Genomic DNA, 20,981 nt, shown 5'->3' with positions numbered 1-20,981 from the left:
CAGTGTGTTTAAATTAGAAGAGCATTACCATAAGCTAAACGTTTTAGCACAAGGAGGTATGAGCAAAGTCTACCTTGCTACTGATTTAAAGTTAGATCGCCAAGTTGCGCTCAAAGTAATCGATTTATCATCTTCAGTTACAGATCAAATACTATTAGAGGCTAAATTATTAGCTTGTTTTAATCATCCAAACATAGTCCAGATTTATAAGACCATCCAGTATGGTGAGCAATTGGTTCTTGAAATGGAATATGTTAAAGGTACAACACTTGAACGTTTGTTAAAAAAACAAGTATTAACTGCACAAGAAAAGCTAGCATTATTAATTGATATAAGTGAAGGGTTGTTAACCATTCACCAGCAAAATATTTTGCACCTTGATTTGAAGCCAAGCAACGTTTTGGTCAATGAAAGTGGTTCAGCTAAAATCGCTGATTTTGGTATTTCACAGATAAAAGATACTTTGCAATCGGAAGAAAACATGAGCTTTGGCAGTTTAACAGCAATGTCTCCAGAGCAGCTAAATGATCAACCGTTAGACTTTAGAAGTGATTTGTTTTCATTTGGATTAATTGCTTATCAATTATTCGCTAATCAACATCCATATAGTGCGCAGTCTTCTGACCTTACTAATAAGTCTATAGCAGAGCAAATAAAAAATAATAAATGCAGCGCTAATGCATGCGCTATTACGGGTATCCCAGAACCATTGGGGCTACTTATAAACCGTCTTCTTTCTTATAATGTAAAACACCGACCGTCATCTTGCGTAGAAGTTACTGATGAATTAAAACGTATTTTATTGTCGTTAAATGGTAATAGTGAAACTATTTCTATGGCAGACATTCATTTAGCTAGCAAACACAAACAAAGGAATAAGTGGGGCATTTTTGCATTATTGTCATGTATTACCATCAGTTTACTCAGTGTGAGCATTTGGTATTGGCAAGCAAATAAACCCAAAACTTACGTTGCAGTGTTACCTGTCGAATTTAGTAAAACAACCAAACTCTTAGATGCTCAAAAGCAAGTGCTTAACTTGGCAATTAATGATGCTATAGCGCATTACTTATTAAATCACTCTGATTATGCATTAATCTCAAAAACTGAAATACGACAAACTCAAAAATTATTAGGCAAAGACACAAATTTAGCCACTTTAGGCCAAGCACTTAATTCGGATCAATTACTTGTTACGCACTTAGATTGCACTCCACTTTCTTGTGATATCAACTTAAGCCTACTGAATGGGGGAAATGCGACGCTAATTCGTGAAGAAAGAAGTGCAAGTGATACTGAAAATTACATGGGAATTTATAATTTAGCGAGTAGTTTTGTTGAAAAATTATACACAGGTAATGTTGCGAGTAGGCAAACACTAAAAAAAGAGAGTGAGTTTTTAGATCAATATGTGAATTTAGTACGCGTAGTGTCAAATAATTCACGTGATGCGGAATCTTTAATGGCAGATGCTGAGAATTTGATTTTACACAGTCCCGAGTTTACACCTCTATATCCACTGTATCGTAAAATCGTACTTCGTCAGTATGATAAAACACATGATCCCGAAATTATAAAAAAATTAAAACAAACCTTAAATACTTTACCTCGTACTTATCGTAATAGTGCTGCTTACTTAATTGATATGTTAGAAGTTCATCAGCATGTTAAAGATAAGTATAATGCGGAAATTGTGATACAAAAAATTCAGGAGTCAGATCTTGAAGAGTTTCAAAAACAAACATTACTAGCAATTTACTATAAAAGAAATGGTGATTTAGCGCGTTCCTTAACGCATGCAAAGCTCGCTTATAAAATAAGGCCAACACTTGTTGCAACACGGAATCTAGCTATTGCCCACCTTATGCAAGGCAATAATCAAAAAGCAGCAGAGTATTTATCAAAAATACTTACCTACACACCTAATGATTTTATTACGCTACAAACGCTCGCAGATATTTCATTGTTATCAGGTGACCTAGCGGAAGCTGAAATTAACTACCAGCGATTAATTTCAGCAGGGACTGCTATTTCATCAACATATTCAAATTACTCTATTGTGTTGTCTTTAAAAGGGGAGTTAAAAGATGCATTACACCATGCCCAAAAGGCAGCAGAACTCTCCTCTATAAATAGTACGCAACAGCTCAATCTAGCTGATATTTTATATATGTTAGATAAAAAGGAACTGGCTTTTGATATTTATAAAAAGATAGATCGACAGATAGCAGACGATACACAAGTTGTTGAGTTATTATTAGAAAAAGCGCAAGCCCAGGTTCATTTGAATAAAGGGCAAGAAGCGATGATCAGTATCGATCGTGCTTTAGCTCAAAGTTCTGAATTAAGCGAAGTATACTTTGTGAAAGCTATGATTCAGGCCATTTTAGGAGAGAAGTACTCAGCGGTTGCATCTGTAGAGCAAAGTATTAAAAAGGGATGGAGCCCCACTTTTTATCGACTTGGTTGGTTTAAACCGTTATGTACAGAGAGTAAGTTTCAAAAACTCTTAGGCAAAGAGAATTATGATTCTCTCTGTACATAAAATTCCTAGTGTGGTTCCATGTCTTGAAGAATCACTCGCGGATCTTGAGAAAAATAACGCATTGTTGGTTCTTGATTAGCTGTGTTTTTAGCGACAAGACGGAAGTTTACTTCATAGTCTGCGCTCTCACTTAGCATACCTGAAACAGCTTCGTCTGGATTGTTAGCAAGTTCTGTTGCTAGCTGAGCAGGTAATGCGTGGGCAGGAATGATACTTGAGATAGACACTATAAGTGATTGACCGCTATTGGCCACTATACTTGTTAATTGATAATTAAAATTATCTTTAGCATCAGAGAAATAGGTGCCATTTTCAGCGAATTCCCATCCTAGACAATCAACCAATTCATAATATAAATTGACGGCTTGGCCTGCCTTTAATGCTTTATAATCAATACAAATATTTTCACTCTCTCCGCCCGTAGGGCTAAAAATGTTCCATTGTCCATTTTCTGTAGGAATAACTCGAAAGCTAAGATTATTCATTTTAATATCCTGTTTTAGGGTTAATAAATGTCATTATAGTTGTTTTACAGGTTAAATAACCTGCGCTTAGGTAAAACATATACTCCAGTGAGCATAGCGTTTTTTATACATAAATTGCCATTGAGCAAACTAGTTATTTACTCGGCAATTAACATCATTTATGACTTTGGTTGCCTTACTATCAAGGTGACGTACAAAACATTGCTCGTTTTTAATCATTAACTCAAATTGATCGGGCATGTTGAGTTGCTTGCCTATAATCGGGTTACCCAAAGTGTCTTTTTGATTAAGTCTATCGAGCGTTACCGTACTACTTGTTAAAAATACGTCATCAGCTAATTGTATCTGCTGACTATGAAGTAGTAGAGCTATAACCTCGGCTACAGCCTCACTATTTGGCTCTACCAATAATGCATGTTGCAGCTTAGGTGTCGACTCAGAGCTTTGTGCTGAGCACCCAGTAAGCGTACACATTATGATAGCTGTGATTATTAGTAAACGCATTTGCATAGCCTACCTTATGTTATCGCTGAGAATAATATTTTGATTAAGCATGGTTTGCACTCGGGTATCTTCTACCTTTGGTGAATCATCTACAATTGATGGAGCAAAACCCTGCTTGCTACTGGTAGAGCTTGGCGCAGGACAGCTTTCTGTTGTGCGATAGCTAAGTGCCGTTTTGAGTAGTGCTTCATTAGCATCACCTAAGGAAGTAGTAAAATCATCTGCAACGGCACAGCCTGCTATTAATACAGGCTGGAGTGCGTTATCTAATGTATTTTGTGGTGCAAAACCATCTGAAAATTCACCAAAGCCTTTATTGTTCTCGCCGGTAAATTGAATGGTGAAATAAGTTGTATCGCAATTATCTGTTGGGTAAAAGCCATATGGTTTTCCACAAGTACCTGAACCCACTTGAATCACCTCTACATCTGCGCCGCGTAGACCATTAATAATGGCTTCACTGGCAGAGCAAGTGCTGCTGGTTGTAAGCACAAATACACGATTTAAGTTAAGTGTTGGCAAAGGTGTACCCGGTGTAATACTTGGGTTGCTCTCAAATCCCACAAATTGATTGGTAAAAGACATTGGGGTAAGTGCTTGCCCTGTTATTGGGTTGGTATTTGGGTTTTTATCGTTAAAAATAGTACGTTCAAAAACCTTACCTTGTGTATTACTATTACCTGCAATCATATAAGCAATTTGGCTTGCCATTTGTAAAAGCCCACCACCGTTATAGCGTATATCGATGACTAAGTCTTTAATGTCGCTTGCAGCAAGTTGGTTAAATGCGTTGTATAGTTGCTCTTCAGCAATTGCATTATGGCTATTAAATTGAAAATATCCAACCTCTCCATTTGCTAAGTCAGTCCGTACATTACTTACCGGTTGCGAGGTTATATTTTGCGACGTGAGGGTAACAGTACGGTTTTCGTTGGTGTTGATATCTTTAAATACAAACTCAGTTACTTTACCTGTTTGCGTAGGGAATAAACCTGCATTAATAACACTAACATCATTTGATGAGTTGGTATTTACAAAATCAATACCATCTACTTCAACTAACTCAAATCCACGTGTTAGGTTTTGGTTACTTGCCGGAGTATTGGGCTGCGTATAACTTATTATGGCTTGGCGAGGTGCGCTAGACGCTAGAATTTTTATATTGAAACCGTAGCCATAACTTACGCCTGCTTGATTTTGGCGTTCCCACTCATCGGTAGGTAAATTAAAATGAAAGTTATCCTTTTTTGCACCCGATTCGGTGAGTTCATTGGTTTTTAGTTGTTCAAAGTAATCAAGGACTCCACTCGTAAGAGCTGGGTCAGTGTCGATAATTTCATCATACCAAAGGTATGTTTCGTTACTCCATGAACGTAGCCAGTTCTTCTCATCACTTGCTTGGCACTGGCCTTTAAATTGACTAGCGCGAGCAAATTCATTGGCGGTCCAAGTTGTTGTATTTGAGCCAATAGGAGTGACACTATTACTGTCATTTAAACTTCCGCCACCGCCACATGCGCTTAAGATGCTAATAAGTGTTAAAGGCAGAATGGTTTTTGCAATATTTAACTTCGTAGGAATGAACATGTGAAGGCTCGCTTTTTATACTATTACGTAAATATAGCGGTTTTTATTTATACTAGATAGAGATGTTTGGCATTTTTGTAGCTTAAATGGTGCCAGATGTGATCGCTGTTACACAACCCCAAATGAGCATGCCATAAATTGTTATAGCTGGAGTTAATTTGGCAAACGGGGAAATTACTGGCAAACATAATCCGTTGCTCACCAAAATGCTGAAAAATAATATCAAAACACGTAATTTGCTGTTGGTTATTTAGCGACAGAAGCTCAAACCCTGAAAACTTAATTGCAACGTTACAATTTTTGGCTAATAGTTCAATACCTTGTTGCCAAAGTATTATATTGCTTGGTAATCCAGCATGATTAATTACAATCTGTAGATGTGGGAGTTGCTTCGCGTAATACGCTAATTTTTTTACTATTGGTATATTTTCAAGCTCAAGCTGCGCTTCAAAATGCAGATTCAAGTGGCTTAATATTTTAAGATTATCTAAGCAAAAACTGTTTAATAAGCGTGCTGCATCATTGCCTTCGGTAATATCTCGGATCCCGGCTAACGTTGGGTGTATAAGGTTTTTTAGCGTACGTTCAAATGACTCACTGTCTTGATCAATTTGTATAAAGCTAATCGCTTTATAGGCAATATTACTTAAGTGTTTATCAAGCCATTTTAACTCATTAATAGGTGCGCTGTTATCAAATCCAGCTTCTATATGCACTAAGCCAGAAAGTTCGAAATCAGTGCTTTCAATAAGTTGTTCTGCGCTAATTTGCTGTTTTATTTTATCTAAATTTGTCCATGTTGGCGGATTGGCGCCCTGCAACCATAAATACTGACCCTCAATTAAATTAAAGAAATGGACATGCGGGTCAATTATTTTTTTACTCATTGGGCAGTATAGCCACCGTCAATACTTTGTAGGCTGCCAGTAATAAAGCTGGCATCGTCGCTTGCTAAAAAGCTCACAAGAGCGGCAACTTCGTCGGCTTGCCCCAATCGGTTAAGCGGTTGAAGGCTTGCTTCTTCGGCAACTATCTCGGCCTTGTTTGCACCACTTTTTTTACAGTACGCATCTATTGCGTTATGAAATAGCGGGGTCTCTATCGTGCCAGGGCATACGGCATTTGCTCTAATATTGAAACTCGCGTAATCAAGCGCTGTTGTTTTTGCCATAGAGGCAAGGGCGTGTTTGGTCAGGTTATACGCAAAAGAGTTTTGCTTACCTATAAGCGCCTGATCGGAAGCGACTAATATAATAACGCCGTTATTTTGCGCTTTCATGCTAGGCAATACACTTTGTACTGCCGCATAAGCGCCTTTAACATTAAGCGCAAACAGTGCATCGAGAGTTTGCTCGTCGGTGCTTTGTATATTTGCGCTTAAATGCTTTCCTGCATTAGAAACAAGTACGTCTATTCGTTGCGATTGCTCGTATATAATATTAATACAGCTACGTACGGCTGTTACATCACTGACATCGCACTGATGGAATATACCGTATTCACTAGGCTCTATATCGAGGTTATGAACTTGGTAACCACTGTTTAGCAAGCGTTTAATTACTGCTAAACCAATGCCTTTTGTTCCGCCAGTAACAATAGCAACTTTAGCCATATTTGATCCTAATTAGTAAAGGTGATTAGTGAGAGTGGCCACAGCCGCCTTCAGCGTGCACATGTCCGTGAGAAACTTCTTCACTTGTTGCTTCACGTACAGAGATGATTTCCACATCAAATGTTAGCGTTTTACCCGCAAATGGGTGGTTTAAATCACAATCTGCGTTAAAGCGACCTACTTTAACAATAGTCACTTGATGACGACCTTGGTTAGAACTTACCATTGCTGTCATACCTGGTTTCCATACTTTAACGTCGCCTTGTAAGTGCTTAAGCGGGATGCGTTGAATTAAGTCATCAACACGCTCGCCGTACGATTCACTTGGCTCTAGCGTTACACTAAACTTCTCACCAGCTTGTTTGCCTTCAAGTGCTTTTTCTAAACCAGGAAGCATGCCTTCGCTACCATGAATGTAAGTGAGTGGTGCTTCGTTTGTGCTGCTTTCTACTTGTTCAGTGCCTTCACTGAGTGTGTAGTGAAATTCAACAGCTGAATTTTTACTGATTTGCATGCTTATCTCTTTAAATTTGACTATGTTGAGGCTGATTTTACGCGAAATATACTTGTTTATAAACTTAACGTGGCTGATTTAGTGTTTTTTGTAAATCTAGCAGTAAATCTTTTTTTATTGGTGCTGCTTTTTGCTTTTCAGCCTGGGGTATAAACAGCACTAATTGAGTGCCTGGCTTTAAAATGCTTGATGCAGAGAGCTTATTCCATTTTGCCAAGTCGCTATGAGGGACATCATAAAGCTGACTTATACTCCAAAGGCTATCGCCTGACTTAACTTCGTAATCTATTTCAATGGTGGGAATCGCAATCTCTTGGTGCTCTAAATAAGGGCTAATTTTGTAATCAACAGTTAATGTGCTTGGCAGAGTTTTAGGTTGTCCAACTAATAACTTTTCTCCAACGCCGATTAAATTATTATTTTTATTATTAAGTTGTTTTAGAGCTTTTACCGACATACTAAAACGCTTAGCGATACCATAAAGCGTGTCGTTTTGTTTAACGATGTACTCTCCAGCAAAGTTTGATTTAAAAAACTGACTTTTTAATAATGCCTCTTGCCCTATAGGAAGCAGTAAAGTGTGCGGCCCGTTAGGTGAGCTTTGATTTTTTAAGTACCCCTGATTGATTGCATGTAACTGCTTGGAGCCTATACCAGAGAGCTTAGCAATAACTGAAAAGTCAAACTGCTGGCCTATATTCATCTGTGTTGTAAATGGCTTATATGCAAGCTTTGGGCGCTTAATGCCTTTTTGTGGGTGTTTAACTAAATAGCTTAAAGCGAGTAACTTGGGGACGTAGTCAGCGGTTTCTTTTGGTAGGCTTAGCGACCAGTAATCGGTGCTTTTACCGCGCTTTTTGTTTTTTTCGATTGCGCGTTTAACACGGCCCTCACCACTGTTATAAGCGGCCAAAGCGTGTAGCCAATTACCATCAAAGCGTTTATGTAAGTAACTTAAGTAATCAAGTGCAGCATCGGTTGAAGCAAGTACGTCTTGGCGGCCGTCGTACCATTGGTCTGACTTAACACCAAAGTGATGCGCCGTTGCGCCAACTAACTGCCAAACACCAACAGCTTGCTGTGATGAGGCTATCGTTGGTCTAAAATCGCTTTCTACAAATGGTAGTAAAGCGAGCTCCATAGGTAGTTGCTTTTGCTCAATTTTTTTTACGATGTGATACAGGTACGGCGCTGCGCGTTTGTTTACAGCACGTAAGTAATTGGGTTGCTTTAAATACCAATTTATACGTTGCTTTAAAGCTCGGTTTTGATCAATTTTAAAATGCAGGTTCTCGGCAATGTGAACCCATAAGTCAGTTGCTTTGGGAGATGGCTTTTTAATGTTTACTTTTTTATGTAGTAATACTGTGTTCTGAGGCTTTACTTGAGCATCTTCAATTATGCGTTGATCCGATTTGTCTAAAAAAGTGTGTTTTGGCTCAAAGTGAGTAAATATTTTTGGCGTTTCTTGAATTTCTGATTCAGTTGTTTCACAACCGAATAGAAATAAAACTAAAAAACAGAGAGACAAGCTGCGCATAATATTCACTTTTGTAAATTCCTTTTACTATTTTAACACAGTCCATTGTGTTGGGTTATTTTGCGTTTTTCGCGCGAGCTAATCCTGATTGCAAAAACAAATTGCTCGATTTTGCATTTAAAGATTCTTCTGTGTAAGGTTTCATTACTTTTTCAGGAAACGATAACACAAGTTGTTCTATCGTTTGATCGTTGTTTTTGTTCACATGCTCAGTAATAGCGGTTAGAAATGCTAACGGCTGTTTGAGTTGAGCTCTATCAAGTATACCACCATGCCCTGGTATAATCAGCGCAAGATTTTCATCGTCAATGTATTGTTTAAGCAGCGTTTGCCAGCTTTTAAATTCGCCGTGCCCAGGATAAGGGAGCCAGTCAACAATGTCGCCACCAATTAAAACACGACCGCTATTAGTTGTGAGTGTTAAGTCACCACTTGTGTGGGCTTTATGGGCGTTTAAGGTTACTTTAAAACCCCCTAAATCAAGTGTTTTATTTTCATCAATAATAATTTCTGGCGACTTTAGTTGATATTCTTGCCAGCGAAAAAGGCGTTTTTTTGCAAGCTCCAACTTTTCACGCCATTGTGCTTGTTCTGCTTTTGAAATACCGGCTAAGCGTTGGTAACTCAGCTCTATACTTTTTTCGTAACTATCGAGTTGGTCATTAAATGCTTTTTGATAGCGATTAAAATCGCTATTTACTTGCTGATGCACAATTAGTTTTGCATCAGGGTAGAAGTGTTGCATAACCGCCATACCGAGTAAATGATCATCGTGGTAATGCGAAGCAACTAAGTAGCATAATGGTGTTTTTAGGTGTTTTTTTAGGTCATTAGCTAGCTGTTCCACAGCAGCAAAATTACCGCTTGCATCAACAAGTAGTGCACACTTGTCACCTTCGATAAGTACTTGGTTAGAGTCGTAAAAACGCAGCTTTTTTTCTTGTTCTAAAAATTGGATATTAGCATTAATAGTTACCCAATTGACTGCGCCATAAGTTGTTGGCGCTACGAGTAATAAAGAACATGCTAGTAGTAAGTATTTACATGAAGCGATTATATAAGATAGGTTTAACTTCATCCTGTGTCTCTACGCTATTATTTAATTATGCTAATAATAAACAAAAAGCGCAGTTTGCGCTTTTTATTTTTGATGTGTGGGGTCACTTGCCAAATGCTGACTTAGTTTGTCAACGAGTTGGTCTTGTTGCTGCTGCTCAACTGTAGCCTGTGTTTTTGCTTCTAGCAATTCGTGGCTTAAGTTTAACGCTGCCATAAGTAAGGCTTTTTGATCATTTCGAACTGAAGAGCGTTGTTTCATTTGCTCCACCAAATCATTAAGGTTTTTAGCTGCTGCTATTAGTGCCTCTTCTTGTCCTTCAGGACAAGCAAATTGCTGCTCTTGACCTAGCAACTCAACAGTGACCCGCTGGTTTTGCAGCTCAGACATTAGCTAGCCTGTTGTGCACTTTGTAATTTATCAAGAAGACCAGATAAAGTTGTGCTGGCATCTTTTTGTTTTTCTTCGTTTTCAATAGCTTCTAGCTGTAATAGTTCGTTTTCATCTGCTAGTTTGCTATTTTGTTCTTTTAAGTTTGAAACATCAGTTAGCAATTGATTATTACGATCAATTAGTGAATCGATCAGTTGTTCGAGTTGTTGAAGAGTATTGTTATTCATAAAGGCGCTCATATAACTGTAATTAATGTCATGCAAATGTAAAGCAAAGTGTATTGATTTGCCAGCATTTACGGTGGTTTTAGCTGATTTTTCTTCTGCGTTAAGGGATAATTCAGCGTGAAGGCTTTTTCATTCATAAATGGTTCACTCTCAGTTGCCAAAGTATAGTGCTTATGGTTCACTGTTTTTTATTAAATAGCGTATGGCGAAAATAAATAATGCTTAGTTATAGACACTCATTTCATGCTGGTAACCCTGCCGATGTACTCAAACATTTAGTGTTAGCGCAAGTACTAGGTTATCAAACAATTAAAGATAAACCACTTGATTACATAGACACACACTCAGGCGCAGGTTTTTTTGAATTAGCCGCAGCTGATTCGCAAAAAACACAAGAATATCAAGATGGTATAGAAAAGTTGTGGCAGCATAAAAGTGAACACGCTGCGCTTAATGAATATATAGCGTTAATTAAATCGTTTAATGAAACAGATGAACTTGCATTTTATCCGGGCTCACCAAAGATTGCTGAGCACTTTTTACGTCGTCACGATAAAGGATGGTTTTTTGAGCTGCATCCGCGCGATTTGTTATTACTTGAAGAGAATATGCAAGGTAAACGATCTATTCGTGTACGTGGTGAGAATGGATTTACTGGATTGGTAGGCCTTTTGCCACCTGCTTCACGCAGAGCATGTGTATTGATCGACCCACCATATGAAATTAAGGATGATTATGAAACGGTTGTTACTACTTTAATCAAAGCGTACCAGCGTTTTTCGACAGGTACTTATATGATTTGGTATCCTGTAGTGGATAGGGAACGTATTGATAATATGGAGCAAGGTTTAATAGATTCAGGTATGCGTAATATTCAATTATTTGAATTGGGCACTGAAGATGACACCGATGTACACGGCATGACCGCATCTGGCATGATAGTCATTAATCCGCCATGGAAACTAAAGCAAACTATGGATGCAGTGCTACCAGAGCTCATGACTTTATTAAGCAAGCCGAGTGGCTTTTATCGTAGTGAACAATTAGTAAATGAATAGCTGAAATGTTAAATAAAAAGCGCTGTGCAATACAGCGCTTATTTTTATGCCTTATTTTTTAACGTATTTAGTTAAAATAACAATACGTTGACCATCAACTCGCCCTTCAATATGTTCAGGATTACTCGTTAAGCCAATATTGCGTACTGCGGTACCGCGTTTAGCGGTAAGGCTACTGCCTTTAACGTCTAAATCTTTAATAAGTGTAACGGTATCGCCAGCTTGAAGTACCACACCGTTGCTATCAACATGTTTAACATCGTCATCTTCCGCAAGTGCTTTTTTAGCCCAAGCAAGTGTATCTTCTTCAAGGTAAATCATGTCGAGTGCGTCTTGTGCCCAGCCATTATCAGGCGCTAAGCGCGAAAGCATTCTGTAAGCTACAACTTGTACTGCGGGTGTTTGGCTCCACATGCTGTCATTTAAACAGTGCCAATGTGTTGGTGTTAATTCGCTACTGTTTTCGATTTGATCTTTACAGGTTTGACATGTGTAAATACATTTATCTGAATGAGTTTCTGTCACAGGAGGTACTTCGTATACAGAAAGGTTTTCGGTTGCTGCACATAATTCACATTGATTACTACTGCGTTCAATTAAGGCTTTTTCAATACTCATGAAGGTTCTTATTTAAGTGAAGTTTACATTTGGCGTTATTATACCCTAGCAGGGCTGCTGAACGCTATAAGCCCCTTGGTTTTGTAAGGGTATATTATTCATGCGGGGGTTTTTAATTTCTGAACCCTAGGTCTGCTTATCTTTCGAGGTTAAATTTACAGCAGTCAGTTTGGTATTTAGGCGAGGCAGAGCCTATGGTGTGTGGTTATTCTCATAAATAGCCCCACGATTGAACAAATTTCAATCCACAAAGGTCAACAAGCCCAGTTGTTTATTCTTTTTGTAAGGCGTTTATGCAATATGTGTAATGTGTCTGCGGGAGGTTTGATAATAAAAACGATGGCAATAGATCGCTATTTTATATTTAGTTGAGCATCCTTTTATATGATTTACTTTTAGTTGTTTGCAATGATTAAGATATTTTTACTATACTTTTAATTTGTCACATGTATTAAAGTAACTATATAAGTGCTAATTGCACACATGAACTTACAGGCTAAACCTATTGAAAGTGTCTAATACACCAACTTTAACTCCTACTCTTACGCTTACGCAGTATGTAGCAAGACAACCCATATTTAATGCTGAAAAAGAGGTTTTTGCGTATGAGTTGCTGTATAGGAATTCATCAAATAACGCCTTTCCAGTAGGTACAAGTGATGAACATGCAACGAGCCGTTTATTTTTTAATACGCTTATGTTGGTAGGTGCTGAAAAGCTTACTGCGCATCAACTGGCATTTATTAATTTATCAACGGATGCATTACTCGATGACTTCCCTAAATTATTAAATCCTGAAATGACGGTTATTGAAATTGTAGAACGCACAGTGAATATAGATGAAGTAGCTAAACGTGTTACGTCATTAAAAAAAGAGGGATACACTTTTGCACTTGATGATTATGATGGCGATGCAAAGTGGGAGCCATTATTAGCACTTGTTAGTTATATAAAAATAGAGGCCGATGAGCCCATAATAAAAACTAATATGCACGTAAAAAAGCTTAAGCGTAAATACCCTCACTGTAAAATTATTGTTGAGCGTATAGAGACACACGAGCAGTTTAAAGTACTAAAAACTGCTGGATGTGACTTATTTCAGGGATTCTTTTTTGCTCGTCCAGAAATGCTAACTTACAGTGGTATCGATCCTTCAAAAGTTACTGTGTTTGATTTACTTAAATCAACGTCAAAAGAGTCTTTATGTTTTGAGGAGATACATCAGCGTGTAGCGAGAGATGTTGGTATTACCACGCGTATTTTGAAATTAGCTAATGCACGCTCAGGAAATAGTAATTTAGTAATTACGTCTATTTCGCAAGCTGTAGTGTATCTAGGCGAAGACGTTATTCGCCAGTTTGTCCGCGTACTAGCTCTCAGTGACTTAGGTATAGATAAACCGACGGAGCTCACTAAATTTGCACTTGTGCGAGCAAGGTTAATAGAGTTAATTTTAACTGAAGAAAGTCGTGATTTGGCTCAGCAAGGCTATTTAGTTGGGTTGTTCTCAATGCTTGATGCCATTTTGGATATTGAATTAAATAGTATTGTTAAAGAATTTACACTAAACAAAGATATCACTGATGCCTTATTATATGGCTCTGGGGTGCTAGGCGATTGCTTAATCCTTGCCAAAGCTATTGAAAATAAAAACTGGTCATTAGTTGATACAACCTTAAAAGAAATCAATCCACAGCTCCCAATTGAGAAACTTTATAACTTTGTTTTAGAGTCGATGCTTTATAGTGATGATGTAATAGAGGTTGTGGTTGATTAAATATGCGTAATTGGTTGTCGGTTATAAGTGTAGTGGTTGCTCTTTGTTTATTGTTTCCTGGTATTACAAAACCAGTATTAACAATAGAGGGCAACATAGATAAATCAAAGTTAGCGCAAGCGGGTATTGAAATGCTGGCTGAAGAGGGCGATGGCCGGACTCGCAGCATGCTAATGATGTTCTCGAATATGCTAGGGCTTGATAAGTTAGAGGGCGAGATTAGCGCCTATAACAAAACACAAAGTATTTTAGGTACAGTTAAAGAACTTGCTAATAATAACAATTTACTTGTAGCTGCTTTAGTGGGGTTGTTTTCTATTGTTATTCCAAGCTTGAAGCTGCTATTACAATTGCTTTATTGTTGCCTACCTTTGAATGGGTTTAAGCAAAAGCTCGGTCTGGTTATTTGTGCATTAAGTAAGTGGAGCATGGTTGATGTATTTGTTATTGCATTAATAGTGACTTATCTAGCAGGTAACGCTCATGGTAAAAGTGGTGAGCTACTTGTTATGAATGCACAATTTGGTGAGGGCTTTTGGTATTTTAGCGCATATTGTATATTTGCAATTATAGCGAGTAACTTAATTAAAACACCTGATAAACCGCAGTTTACATAATTAAAGTATTTGTGGTTGCCGTTAGGTTATCTTACAATCATTTTAAAATTTATTAAAAGGCATAATGTTGCAACGTTTTTACTCTAGTTTACTCATGATAACTTTACTGCTCATTTTTGTGGGTCAGGCAGTTGCGTCTGTAGCTATGGTATGCGAAATGCCACATATGCCAACGAAAACAGCAATGCATGCCCAAATGCCAATGACACAAAGTAGTGATACAACAGCTGTCGCTAGCATGTCTGAAAATATGATGCAGATGGATTGTTGCGACGACGAAAGTACGCCACAAAATGATTGCAAATGCCCTATTAGTGGCTGCGCTGCTAATTCAATGGTTAATGTTGATACTTTATTTCGCGTTATTTTACTTGAATCTGAAAAAGTAAATATAAGTGTATTTACTACACAAATTAATATACCTCGTTCACTCTACCGCCCTCCTATGTCTGCTTAATAGCAGGATAGGTGTAATATCAATTTTATTGAAAACATGCTCATTCTCGCGAGTTAAATACCTCTCTAACTGCGTTAAAAATTACTTATATAAAGTAACTATACTGCGTAATTTTTTCCTTGTTATAGAGCTATTTTCCTACCGCAATAATAGATTATTAATTCAATGCAATTGATATAAAAGGTTTTTGTAAAACTCCTAAACACCTTTTTTGCTTCCTAATTTAAGAATTTCTTTTATTTTTAGATGGAGCAGGTGATGAACCACGCTGTAAGTATTAAAGCCGTATTATGTAGTGTTGTGTTATTTAGCACAGCTGTTAATGCGCAAAAAAATTCAAATAACCTAAATATCGATACGCTAAAGCAAGCCCGCAATGAGCAAACGCTTAGCTTAACGCAAGCGCTTAATTATGCACTAACGCATGAGCCATGGCTAAAAGCGAGTGGCTACCAAGAAGATGCCGCAATAGCGCAAAGTATTGCCGCAGGCACCTTACCCGATCCTGTTTTAACGGTTGGCTTACTTAACTTGCCTACTAACGGTTATGCATTTGATCAAGAAGGGATGACGCAGCTTAAAGTCGATTTGAGCCAAAAGTTTAGCCGAGGGAATAGTTTAGCACTTAAACAAAAGGCATTAGCTCAGTCTGCTCAACAATATCCTTGGCAGCGCGCCGATCGCCTAGCACAAGTAAAAGCAATTGTGATTGAGTCGTGGTTAAACGCGTATCGTGCTCAGCGAAGTATTGCTTTAATTGAGCAAGATAAAGGATTATTTACTCAGCTTATTGAAATTACCGAAGCAAGCTACGCAAGTACCTTAGGTAAAACACGCCAGCAAGATATTATTCGTGCGCAATTAGAACTCACTCGCCTTGAAGATAAGCTGGTTATGCTTGAGCAGCAATTTGAAAGTGCTAAAAACCGTTTAGCACAGTGGTTACCTATGAATATGCTTATGCAGCCTTTAAATGCCGAATTTACTAAAACCACAGGGCTGGTTGATTTTGCAAACCTTGAATTTGATAAATTAATACAGTTGCTTATGGCGCATCCCGCAATTATTGCGATAGACAAAACCGTCACCGCAAAGCAAACCGAAGTTGCACTCGCCAAGCAAAGTTACAAACCTCAAATGGGCGTTAATGTGGGTTATGGTTACCGAGATGATACGCCGATGGGGGAGTCGCGAGCTGATTTACTTTCAGTAGGATTTAGCATTGATTTGCCATTGTTTACTGATAACAGACAAGATCAACAGGTTAAATCGGCTATTGCTAGTGCAGAAGCTACTAAAACACAAAAGCTGGTGGCGCTTCAAAAACTCAAAGGCATGTACTTTAAGGAGTTTAGCCAACTCGCTCGTTTGCAAAAACGCGATGCGCTTTATCAAAGTACGTTATTACCGCAAATGTCAGAGCAATCTCAAGCAACACTTAATGCTTATACGCGCGACGATGGGGATTTTTCTGACGTGATGCGCGCGCGTATTAGTGAGCTTAACGCCAAAATAGACGCGCTTAATATTCAAGTAGATCAGCATATTATTACCGCTCGCCTTAATTATTATGCAAGTAGCTTAGACCCCCAAGTAATGAGCGAGCAAACTGGAGAATTACACAATGAATACTAATTTAAAGTTACTTGTTGCTGCCTTAGTTGGTGCGGGCGCATTTGCGTTAATTGGCGCCTTAGTAATGCAGTTTTTACCTAGTAACTCGGCAATGCATGAACAGCAAAGTGCTGAAAAACAGCCCTTATATTGGGTAGCCCCTATGGATAGTAATTACAGGCGTGACGCGCCAGGGCTGTCGCCAATGGGAATGGATTTAGTCCCTGTATATGAAAACGATAGCAATGCTCAGGATGGACCAGGTGCAGTAACTATTTCGCCTGCAGTAGTTAATAACTTGGGGGTAAGAACCGCCAAAGTGCAGCTTAAAACACTTCACAGCGATATAAATACTGTAGGGTATGTGCAATATAACCAAGACCAACTTATTCACATTCATCCGCGTGTAGAGGGCTGGATTGAAAGCTTGTACGTTAAAGCGCAAGGAGCACAAGTTAAAGCCGGTGAGCCTTTATATACTTTGTATTCACCACAATTGGTGAATGCACAGGAAGAGTTTTTATTGGCGGTGAATCGTAATAATACCGTGTTAATTCGCGCAGCAAAGGCACGTTTAGAGTCGTTAAATGTGTCTGATGGATTTATCGAGCGCTTACAAAAAAATAAAAAGATAATGCAAAACATTACTTTTTACGCAAAGCAAAGTGGTGTGGTAGATGAGCTAACAGTACGAGAAGGCTTTTACGTTAAACCAGGCACATCAATGATGAGTATTGCTCAGCTTGATGAAATTTGGGTAGAGGCAGAAGTATTCGAGCGCCAATCAGAACAGGTTAGCGTGGGCTTGCCCGTTACAATGACGCTTGATTACTTAAAAGGTCAAAAGTGGGAAGGCAAGGTTGATTACATTTACCCCGCGCTTGATGCTAAAAACCGAACGCTGCGTGTAAGGCTTAGGTTTGAAAATGCAGATCATCGGTTAAAACCAAATATGTTTGCACAAGTGAGCATTCACGCTAAAGCGAGTAAGGCGCAATTTACAGTACCAAAAGAAGCGGTAATTCGCACGCAGCATCAAAACCGTGTAGTTATTGCATTAGGTGGGGGTCGTTTTAAATCGGTAGAAGTCGAAGTTGGGCAAATTAATAGTAATGAAGCGGTCATTTTGTCAGGCGTGACGACAGGTGACACGGTAGTGACCTCAGCGCAATTTTTAATAGATTCTGAGTCGAGTAAAAGCTCCGACTTTAAACGAATGGAAATACCTAGTTCTGGTATTAGCTCAGGTATGGGGTCGGATTCTGGTTCAGGCTCTAATATGAACATGGATATGCAGCCACAAAGCGCCACGGTTAACGGCACTATTAATGCCATAGATATACAAAATCGCATTATAAATATTAGTCGAGAAGCCATTGAAAAATGGAATCGAGAACCCGCCACAATGGACTTTGTATTAGCGCCAGATATTGATATTAGTCAGTTTGAAAATGCCCAGTATATTAATTTTACTTTTAGCATTATTAACGATGAATTTGTAATTACTAAAGCGCAAAACGCAGAGCTGATTGATCATTCTACTATGCAACCTATGCAACCTATGCAACCTATGCAACCTATGCAACCTATGCAACCTATGCAACACAGTTCTCACTAGGAGCCATTATGATAACTGCCATTATTCGCTGGTCTGTTGGCAATCGCTTTTTTGTGTTGTTGCTTACATTAATTTTACTAGGTGGAGGGTTGTTTGCGATAAAAAATACGCCCGTGGATGCCTTGCCTGACTTATCTGATGTTCAGGTCATTATAAAAACTACTTACCCGGGGCAAGCGCCGCAAGTAGTGCAAGACCAAGTCACATTTCCGCTCACCACTGCAATGCTTTCTGTGCCGGGTGCACAAACTGTAAGGGGTTTTTCGTTTTTTGGTGACTCGTACGTTTACGTTATTTTTGATGAAAAAACTGATTTGTATTGGGCGCGTAGCCGAGTACAAGAATACCTAAGCCAAGCAGCAAACCGATTACCCGATAGCGCTACGCCAGAGCTTGGCCCTGATGCAACAGGCGTAGGTTGGATTTACTTATACGCACTAATTGATAAAACAAATAAACACGATATTAGTCAGCTACGAAGCTTACAAGATTGGTTTTTAAAGTTTGAGCTACAAACCGTATCAGGAGTCTCTGAAGTGGCTGCTGTTGGTGGCATGGTTAAGCAATATCAAGTTAATGTAGAGCCTGATAAATTACGTGCTTATGGTATCCCGCTTAGCCTTATTCAAACGGCGATTCAACAAGGCAACCAAGAGATGGGTGCCTCAGTAGTTGAAATGGCTGAAGCTGAATACATGGTAACAAGCACAGGCTACATTAAAAGTGTTGCCGATTTGGAAGCTATTCCGCTTGGTGTAAACGCTAATGGTACTGCGCTGCAATTGCGTGATGTAGCCGATATTAGAGTCGGGCCGCAAATGCGCCGTGGTATTGCAGAGCTTAATGGCGAAGGCGAAGTAACCGGTGGCATCGTTATTATGCGCTATGGCGAAAATGCACAAAAAACCATTGAGCTGGTAAAAGCAAAATTAGAATCGCTTAAAAAGGGATTGCCAGAGGGCGTTGAAATAGTCCCTGTGTACGATCGCTCCAACTTAATAAATAACGCGGTAGATAATCTAACAAGTAAGCTAATTGAAGAGCTGATTGTAGTTGCTTTAGTGTGTGTGGTGTTTTTGTTTCATGTGCGCTCATCATTGGTGGCAATTATTACGTTACCGCTTGGCATTTTAACGGCATTTATAATTATGTATTGGCAGGGGATTAACGCCAATATTATGTCTTTAGGGGGAATTGCAATAGCGATAGGCGCAATGACCGACGGCGCTATCGTCATGATTGAAAATATGCACAAACATATGGAAAAAACGCCACTTACCAGCGAAAACCGCTGGGAAGTTGTGGCTAAATCGGCGAGTGAAGTGGGTCCTGCATTATTTTTTAGTTTATTAATTATTACCGTCAGCTTTATGCCGGTATTTATTTTAGAAGCGCAAGAAGGACGTATGTTTGCGCCACTGGCTTACACTAAAACCTATGCTATGGCAGCGTCTGCTGGGCTTGCGATTACCTTAGTGCCGGTATTAATGGGTTACTTTATTAGAGGTAAAGTTATTTCGGAGCAAAAAAATCCAGTTAACCGATTACTCGTCGCAGCGTATCGCCCACTACTTAACTGGGTGCTTAAATCTCCAAAAATGACATTGGTACTCGCGGTGGTTGTTTCTGTTATTGGCTTTTACCCGGTAAACAAAATAGGCAGTGAATTTATTCCGCCACTCGATGAGGGCGATTTAATGTATATGCCCACAACGTATCCTGGTTTATCGGTAGGTAAAGCGCGCGAAATACTACAGCAAACCGACAAGCTAATTGCCACAGTACCCGAGGTTAAAACAGTATTTGGTAAAGTTGGGCGAGCAGAAACAGCAACAGATCCTGCACCGCTTACAATGATAGAGACGTTTATTCAGTTAAAACCAAAAAACGAATGGCGCGAGGGTATGACCCTTGAAAAACTAAAAAAAGAACTCGACGGTTTGGTTAAGTTTCCGGGGTTGACGAACGCGTGGGTAATGCCAATTAAAACACGTATTGATATGCTCGCAACCGGTATTAAAACCCCTGTGGGCATTAAAGTTGCGGGACCAAAGTTGAGTGAAATTCAAAAAATTGGTCAACAAATAGAAGTGCTTTTAAAAGATGTGCAAGGCACCGCATCGGTTTACTCAGAGCGAGTAGCAGGTGGGCGTTATATAAAAGTAGATATAAATCGTGAAAAAGCGGCGCGTTATAGTTTAAACATTAGCGACGTACAGCAAGTTGTATCTACAGCAATTGGTGGTACAAACGTAACACAAACCGTAGAAGGGCAAGAGCGCTACCCAGTTAATTTGCGTTACCCGCAAGCATACAGAGACTCGCCAGAAGAACTAATGTTGTTACCCATTGTAACGCCTACAGGGCAGCGTATAGCACTTGGTGATGTAGCCAATGTATTTATTGAAGATGGACCGCCTGGTATAAAAAGCGAAAATGCACGTTTAAACGGTTGGAGCTTTATTGATATAGATGGCGTTGATATTGGTACTTACGTTGAGCACGCTCAGCAAGTGCTCGATAAAGACCTAATACTACCAGCTGGCTACTCAATTACGTGGGCTGGGCAGTATGAATACATGCAGCGCGCTAAAGACAAACTGACTTATGTATTACCACTTACATTAGCAATAATTATTGTGTTGCTTTACCTTAATTTTAGAAGCTTTGCTGAGGTCACTATTATTATGGCTACGTTGCCACTGGCAATGATTGGTGGCGTATGGCTAATGTATTTAGAGGGCTTTAACTTTTCAGT

The 20,981-nt window shown here is 39.0% G+C and carries 19 protein-coding genes; 8 read left to right on the top strand and 11 right to left on the bottom strand.

What is annotated here, in order from left to right:
- Nucleotides 1-4 precede the first annotated feature (4 nt).
- Complete coding sequence (locus DC53_RS07695; RefSeq protein WP_007375958.1) at nucleotides 5-2,545, top strand: serine/threonine-protein kinase; 2,541 nt, start codon at nucleotides 5-7, stop codon at nucleotides 2,543-2,545.
- Nucleotides 2,546-2,550: 5 nt separating this feature from the next.
- Here DC53_RS07695 and DC53_RS07700 read toward each other — a convergent pair whose 3' ends face one another.
- The 10 genes from DC53_RS07700 to DC53_RS07745 form a co-directional block, all read right to left on the bottom strand.
- Complete coding sequence (locus tag DC53_RS07700) at nucleotides 2,551-3,030, bottom strand: hypothetical protein (RefSeq protein ID WP_007375959.1); 480 nt, start codon at nucleotides 3,028-3,030, stop codon at nucleotides 2,551-2,553.
- 129 nt (nucleotides 3,031-3,159) lie between these two features.
- Complete coding sequence (locus DC53_RS07705; RefSeq protein ID WP_007375960.1) at nucleotides 3,160-3,540, bottom strand: hypothetical protein; 381 nt, start codon at nucleotides 3,538-3,540, stop codon at nucleotides 3,160-3,162.
- Between the two features lie 3 nt (nucleotides 3,541-3,543).
- The gene (locus tag DC53_RS07710) at nucleotides 3,544-5,121 is read right to left on the bottom strand and encodes a S41 family peptidase (protein ID WP_007375961.1); all 1,578 of its coding nucleotides are present in this window, start codon (nucleotides 5,119-5,121) and stop codon (nucleotides 3,544-3,546) included.
- A gap of 47 nt (nucleotides 5,122-5,168) precedes the next feature.
- Nucleotides 5,169-6,008: an amidohydrolase family protein gene (locus tag DC53_RS07715; RefSeq protein WP_007375962.1), complete on the bottom strand. Its 840-nt coding sequence runs from the start codon at nucleotides 6,006-6,008 to the stop codon at nucleotides 5,169-5,171.
- A complete protein-coding gene (locus DC53_RS07720) occupies nucleotides 6,005-6,733 on the bottom strand; it encodes an SDR family NAD(P)-dependent oxidoreductase (RefSeq protein ID WP_007375963.1) in 729 nt (242 codons plus the stop codon). The genes DC53_RS07715 and DC53_RS07720 overlap by 4 nt, the downstream gene beginning before the upstream one ends.
- 25 nt (nucleotides 6,734-6,758) lie before the next feature.
- Nucleotides 6,759-7,247, bottom strand: a complete 489-nt coding sequence (locus DC53_RS07725; protein WP_007375964.1) for an FKBP-type peptidyl-prolyl cis-trans isomerase — start codon at nucleotides 7,245-7,247, stop codon at nucleotides 6,759-6,761.
- 64 nt (nucleotides 7,248-7,311) lie between these two features.
- Nucleotides 7,312-8,787 (bottom strand): LysM peptidoglycan-binding domain-containing protein, encoded by a 1,476-nt coding sequence (locus DC53_RS07730; RefSeq protein ID WP_033023267.1) that lies wholly within the window; start codon nucleotides 8,785-8,787, stop codon nucleotides 7,312-7,314.
- Between the two features lie 55 nt (nucleotides 8,788-8,842).
- The gene (locus DC53_RS07735) at nucleotides 8,843-9,865 is read right to left on the bottom strand and encodes an MBL fold metallo-hydrolase (protein WP_033030452.1); all 1,023 of its coding nucleotides are present in this window, start codon (nucleotides 9,863-9,865) and stop codon (nucleotides 8,843-8,845) included.
- A 63-nt stretch (nucleotides 9,866-9,928) separates the two neighbouring features.
- A complete protein-coding gene (locus DC53_RS07740) occupies nucleotides 9,929-10,234 on the bottom strand; it encodes a cell division protein ZapA (RefSeq protein ID WP_007375967.1) in 306 nt (101 codons plus the stop codon).
- A complete protein-coding gene (locus DC53_RS07745) occupies nucleotides 10,234-10,464 on the bottom strand; it encodes a cell division protein ZapB (RefSeq protein ID WP_007375968.1) in 231 nt (76 codons plus the stop codon). Before DC53_RS07745 ends, DC53_RS07740 begins: the two co-directional genes overlap by 1 nt.
- Before the next feature lie 218 nt (nucleotides 10,465-10,682).
- Here DC53_RS07745 and DC53_RS07750 point away from each other — a divergent pair, with 218 nt between their 5' ends.
- Nucleotides 10,683-11,522 (top strand): 23S rRNA (adenine(2030)-N(6))-methyltransferase RlmJ, encoded by an 840-nt coding sequence (locus DC53_RS07750; RefSeq protein WP_007375969.1) that lies wholly within the window; start codon nucleotides 10,683-10,685, stop codon nucleotides 11,520-11,522.
- A 51-nt stretch (nucleotides 11,523-11,573) separates the two neighbouring features.
- On the opposite strand, the gene DC53_RS07755 is transcribed toward DC53_RS07750, so the two are convergent.
- Nucleotides 11,574-12,140 (bottom strand): PhnA domain-containing protein, encoded by a 567-nt coding sequence (locus tag DC53_RS07755; protein ID WP_007375970.1) that lies wholly within the window; start codon nucleotides 12,138-12,140, stop codon nucleotides 11,574-11,576.
- 505 nt (nucleotides 12,141-12,645) lie between these two features.
- Between DC53_RS07755 and DC53_RS07760 the strand changes: the two genes are divergently transcribed.
- The 6 genes from DC53_RS07760 to DC53_RS07780 all read left to right on the top strand — a co-directional run.
- Nucleotides 12,646-13,917 (top strand): EAL and HDOD domain-containing protein, encoded by a 1,272-nt coding sequence (locus DC53_RS07760; RefSeq protein ID WP_081824569.1) that lies wholly within the window; start codon nucleotides 12,646-12,648, stop codon nucleotides 13,915-13,917.
- A 2-nt stretch (nucleotides 13,918-13,919) separates the two neighbouring features.
- Entirely contained in the window at nucleotides 13,920-14,534 is a 615-nt protein-coding gene (locus DC53_RS07765; protein ID WP_033030450.1) for a paraquat-inducible protein A, read from the top strand.
- Nucleotides 14,535-14,628: 94 nt separating this feature from the next.
- Nucleotides 14,629-14,991, top strand: a complete 363-nt coding sequence (locus DC53_RS0120590; protein ID WP_239462827.1) for a hypothetical protein — start codon at nucleotides 14,629-14,631, stop codon at nucleotides 14,989-14,991.
- Between the two features lie 258 nt (nucleotides 14,992-15,249).
- Complete coding sequence (locus DC53_RS07770; protein WP_033030446.1) at nucleotides 15,250-16,626, top strand: TolC family protein; 1,377 nt, start codon at nucleotides 15,250-15,252, stop codon at nucleotides 16,624-16,626.
- Nucleotides 16,616-18,223 (top strand): efflux RND transporter periplasmic adaptor subunit, encoded by a 1,608-nt coding sequence (locus tag DC53_RS07775; RefSeq protein WP_033030444.1) that lies wholly within the window; start codon nucleotides 16,616-16,618, stop codon nucleotides 18,221-18,223. Before DC53_RS07770 ends, DC53_RS07775 begins: the two co-directional genes overlap by 11 nt.
- An 8-nt stretch (nucleotides 18,224-18,231) precedes the next feature.
- On the top strand, nucleotides 18,232-20,981 hold a 2,750-nt coding region (locus DC53_RS07780; protein WP_033030442.1), incomplete at its 3' end, for an efflux RND transporter permease subunit.

Origin of the sequence: Pseudoalteromonas fuliginea (assembly GCF_000690055.1) — a bacterium.
Taxonomy (GTDB): domain Bacteria; phylum Pseudomonadota; class Gammaproteobacteria; order Enterobacterales; family Alteromonadaceae; genus Pseudoalteromonas; species Pseudoalteromonas fuliginea.
The sequence above is the reverse complement of the archived record's forward strand: the minus strand, read 5'-3'. Positions and strand labels throughout refer to the sequence as shown.

Coding starts and splice junctions, on each gene's coding strand:
- DC53_RS07700 (WP_007375959.1), bottom strand. CDS start 3,030: ATGAATAATCTTAGCTTTCGAGTTATTCCTACAGAAAATGGACAATGG.
- DC53_RS07705 (WP_007375960.1), bottom strand. CDS start 3,540: ATGCAAATGCGTTTACTAATAATCACAGCTATCATAATGTGTACGCTT.
- DC53_RS07710 (WP_007375961.1), bottom strand. CDS start 5,121: ATGTTCATTCCTACGAAGTTAAATATTGCAAAAACCATTCTGCCTTTA.
- DC53_RS07715 (WP_007375962.1), bottom strand. CDS start 6,008: ATGAGTAAAAAAATAATTGACCCGCATGTCCATTTCTTTAATTTAATT.
- DC53_RS07720 (WP_007375963.1), bottom strand. CDS start 6,733: ATGGCTAAAGTTGCTATTGTTACTGGCGGAACAAAAGGCATTGGTTTA.
- DC53_RS07725 (WP_007375964.1), bottom strand. CDS start 7,247: ATGCAAATCAGTAAAAATTCAGCTGTTGAATTTCACTACACACTCAGT.
- DC53_RS07730 (WP_033023267.1), bottom strand. CDS start 8,787: ATGCGCAGCTTGTCTCTCTGTTTTTTAGTTTTATTTCTATTCGGTTGT.
- DC53_RS07735 (WP_033030452.1), bottom strand. CDS start 9,865: ATGAAGTTAAACCTATCTTATATAATCGCTTCATGTAAATACTTACTA.
- DC53_RS07740 (WP_007375967.1), bottom strand. CDS start 10,234: ATGTCTGAGCTGCAAAACCAGCGGGTCACTGTTGAGTTGCTAGGTCAA.
- DC53_RS07745 (WP_007375968.1), bottom strand. CDS start 10,464: ATGAATAACAATACTCTTCAACAACTCGAACAACTGATCGATTCACTA.
- DC53_RS07750 (WP_007375969.1), top strand. CDS start 10,683: ATGCTTAGTTATAGACACTCATTTCATGCTGGTAACCCTGCCGATGTA.
- DC53_RS07755 (WP_007375970.1), bottom strand. CDS start 12,140: ATGAGTATTGAAAAAGCCTTAATTGAACGCAGTAGTAATCAATGTGAA.
- DC53_RS07765 (WP_033030450.1), top strand. CDS start 13,920: ATGCGTAATTGGTTGTCGGTTATAAGTGTAGTGGTTGCTCTTTGTTTA.
- DC53_RS0120590 (WP_239462827.1), top strand. CDS start 14,629: ATGATAACTTTACTGCTCATTTTTGTGGGTCAGGCAGTTGCGTCTGTA.
- DC53_RS07770 (WP_033030446.1), top strand. CDS start 15,250: ATGAACCACGCTGTAAGTATTAAAGCCGTATTATGTAGTGTTGTGTTA.
- DC53_RS07775 (WP_033030444.1), top strand. CDS start 16,616: ATGAATACTAATTTAAAGTTACTTGTTGCTGCCTTAGTTGGTGCGGGC.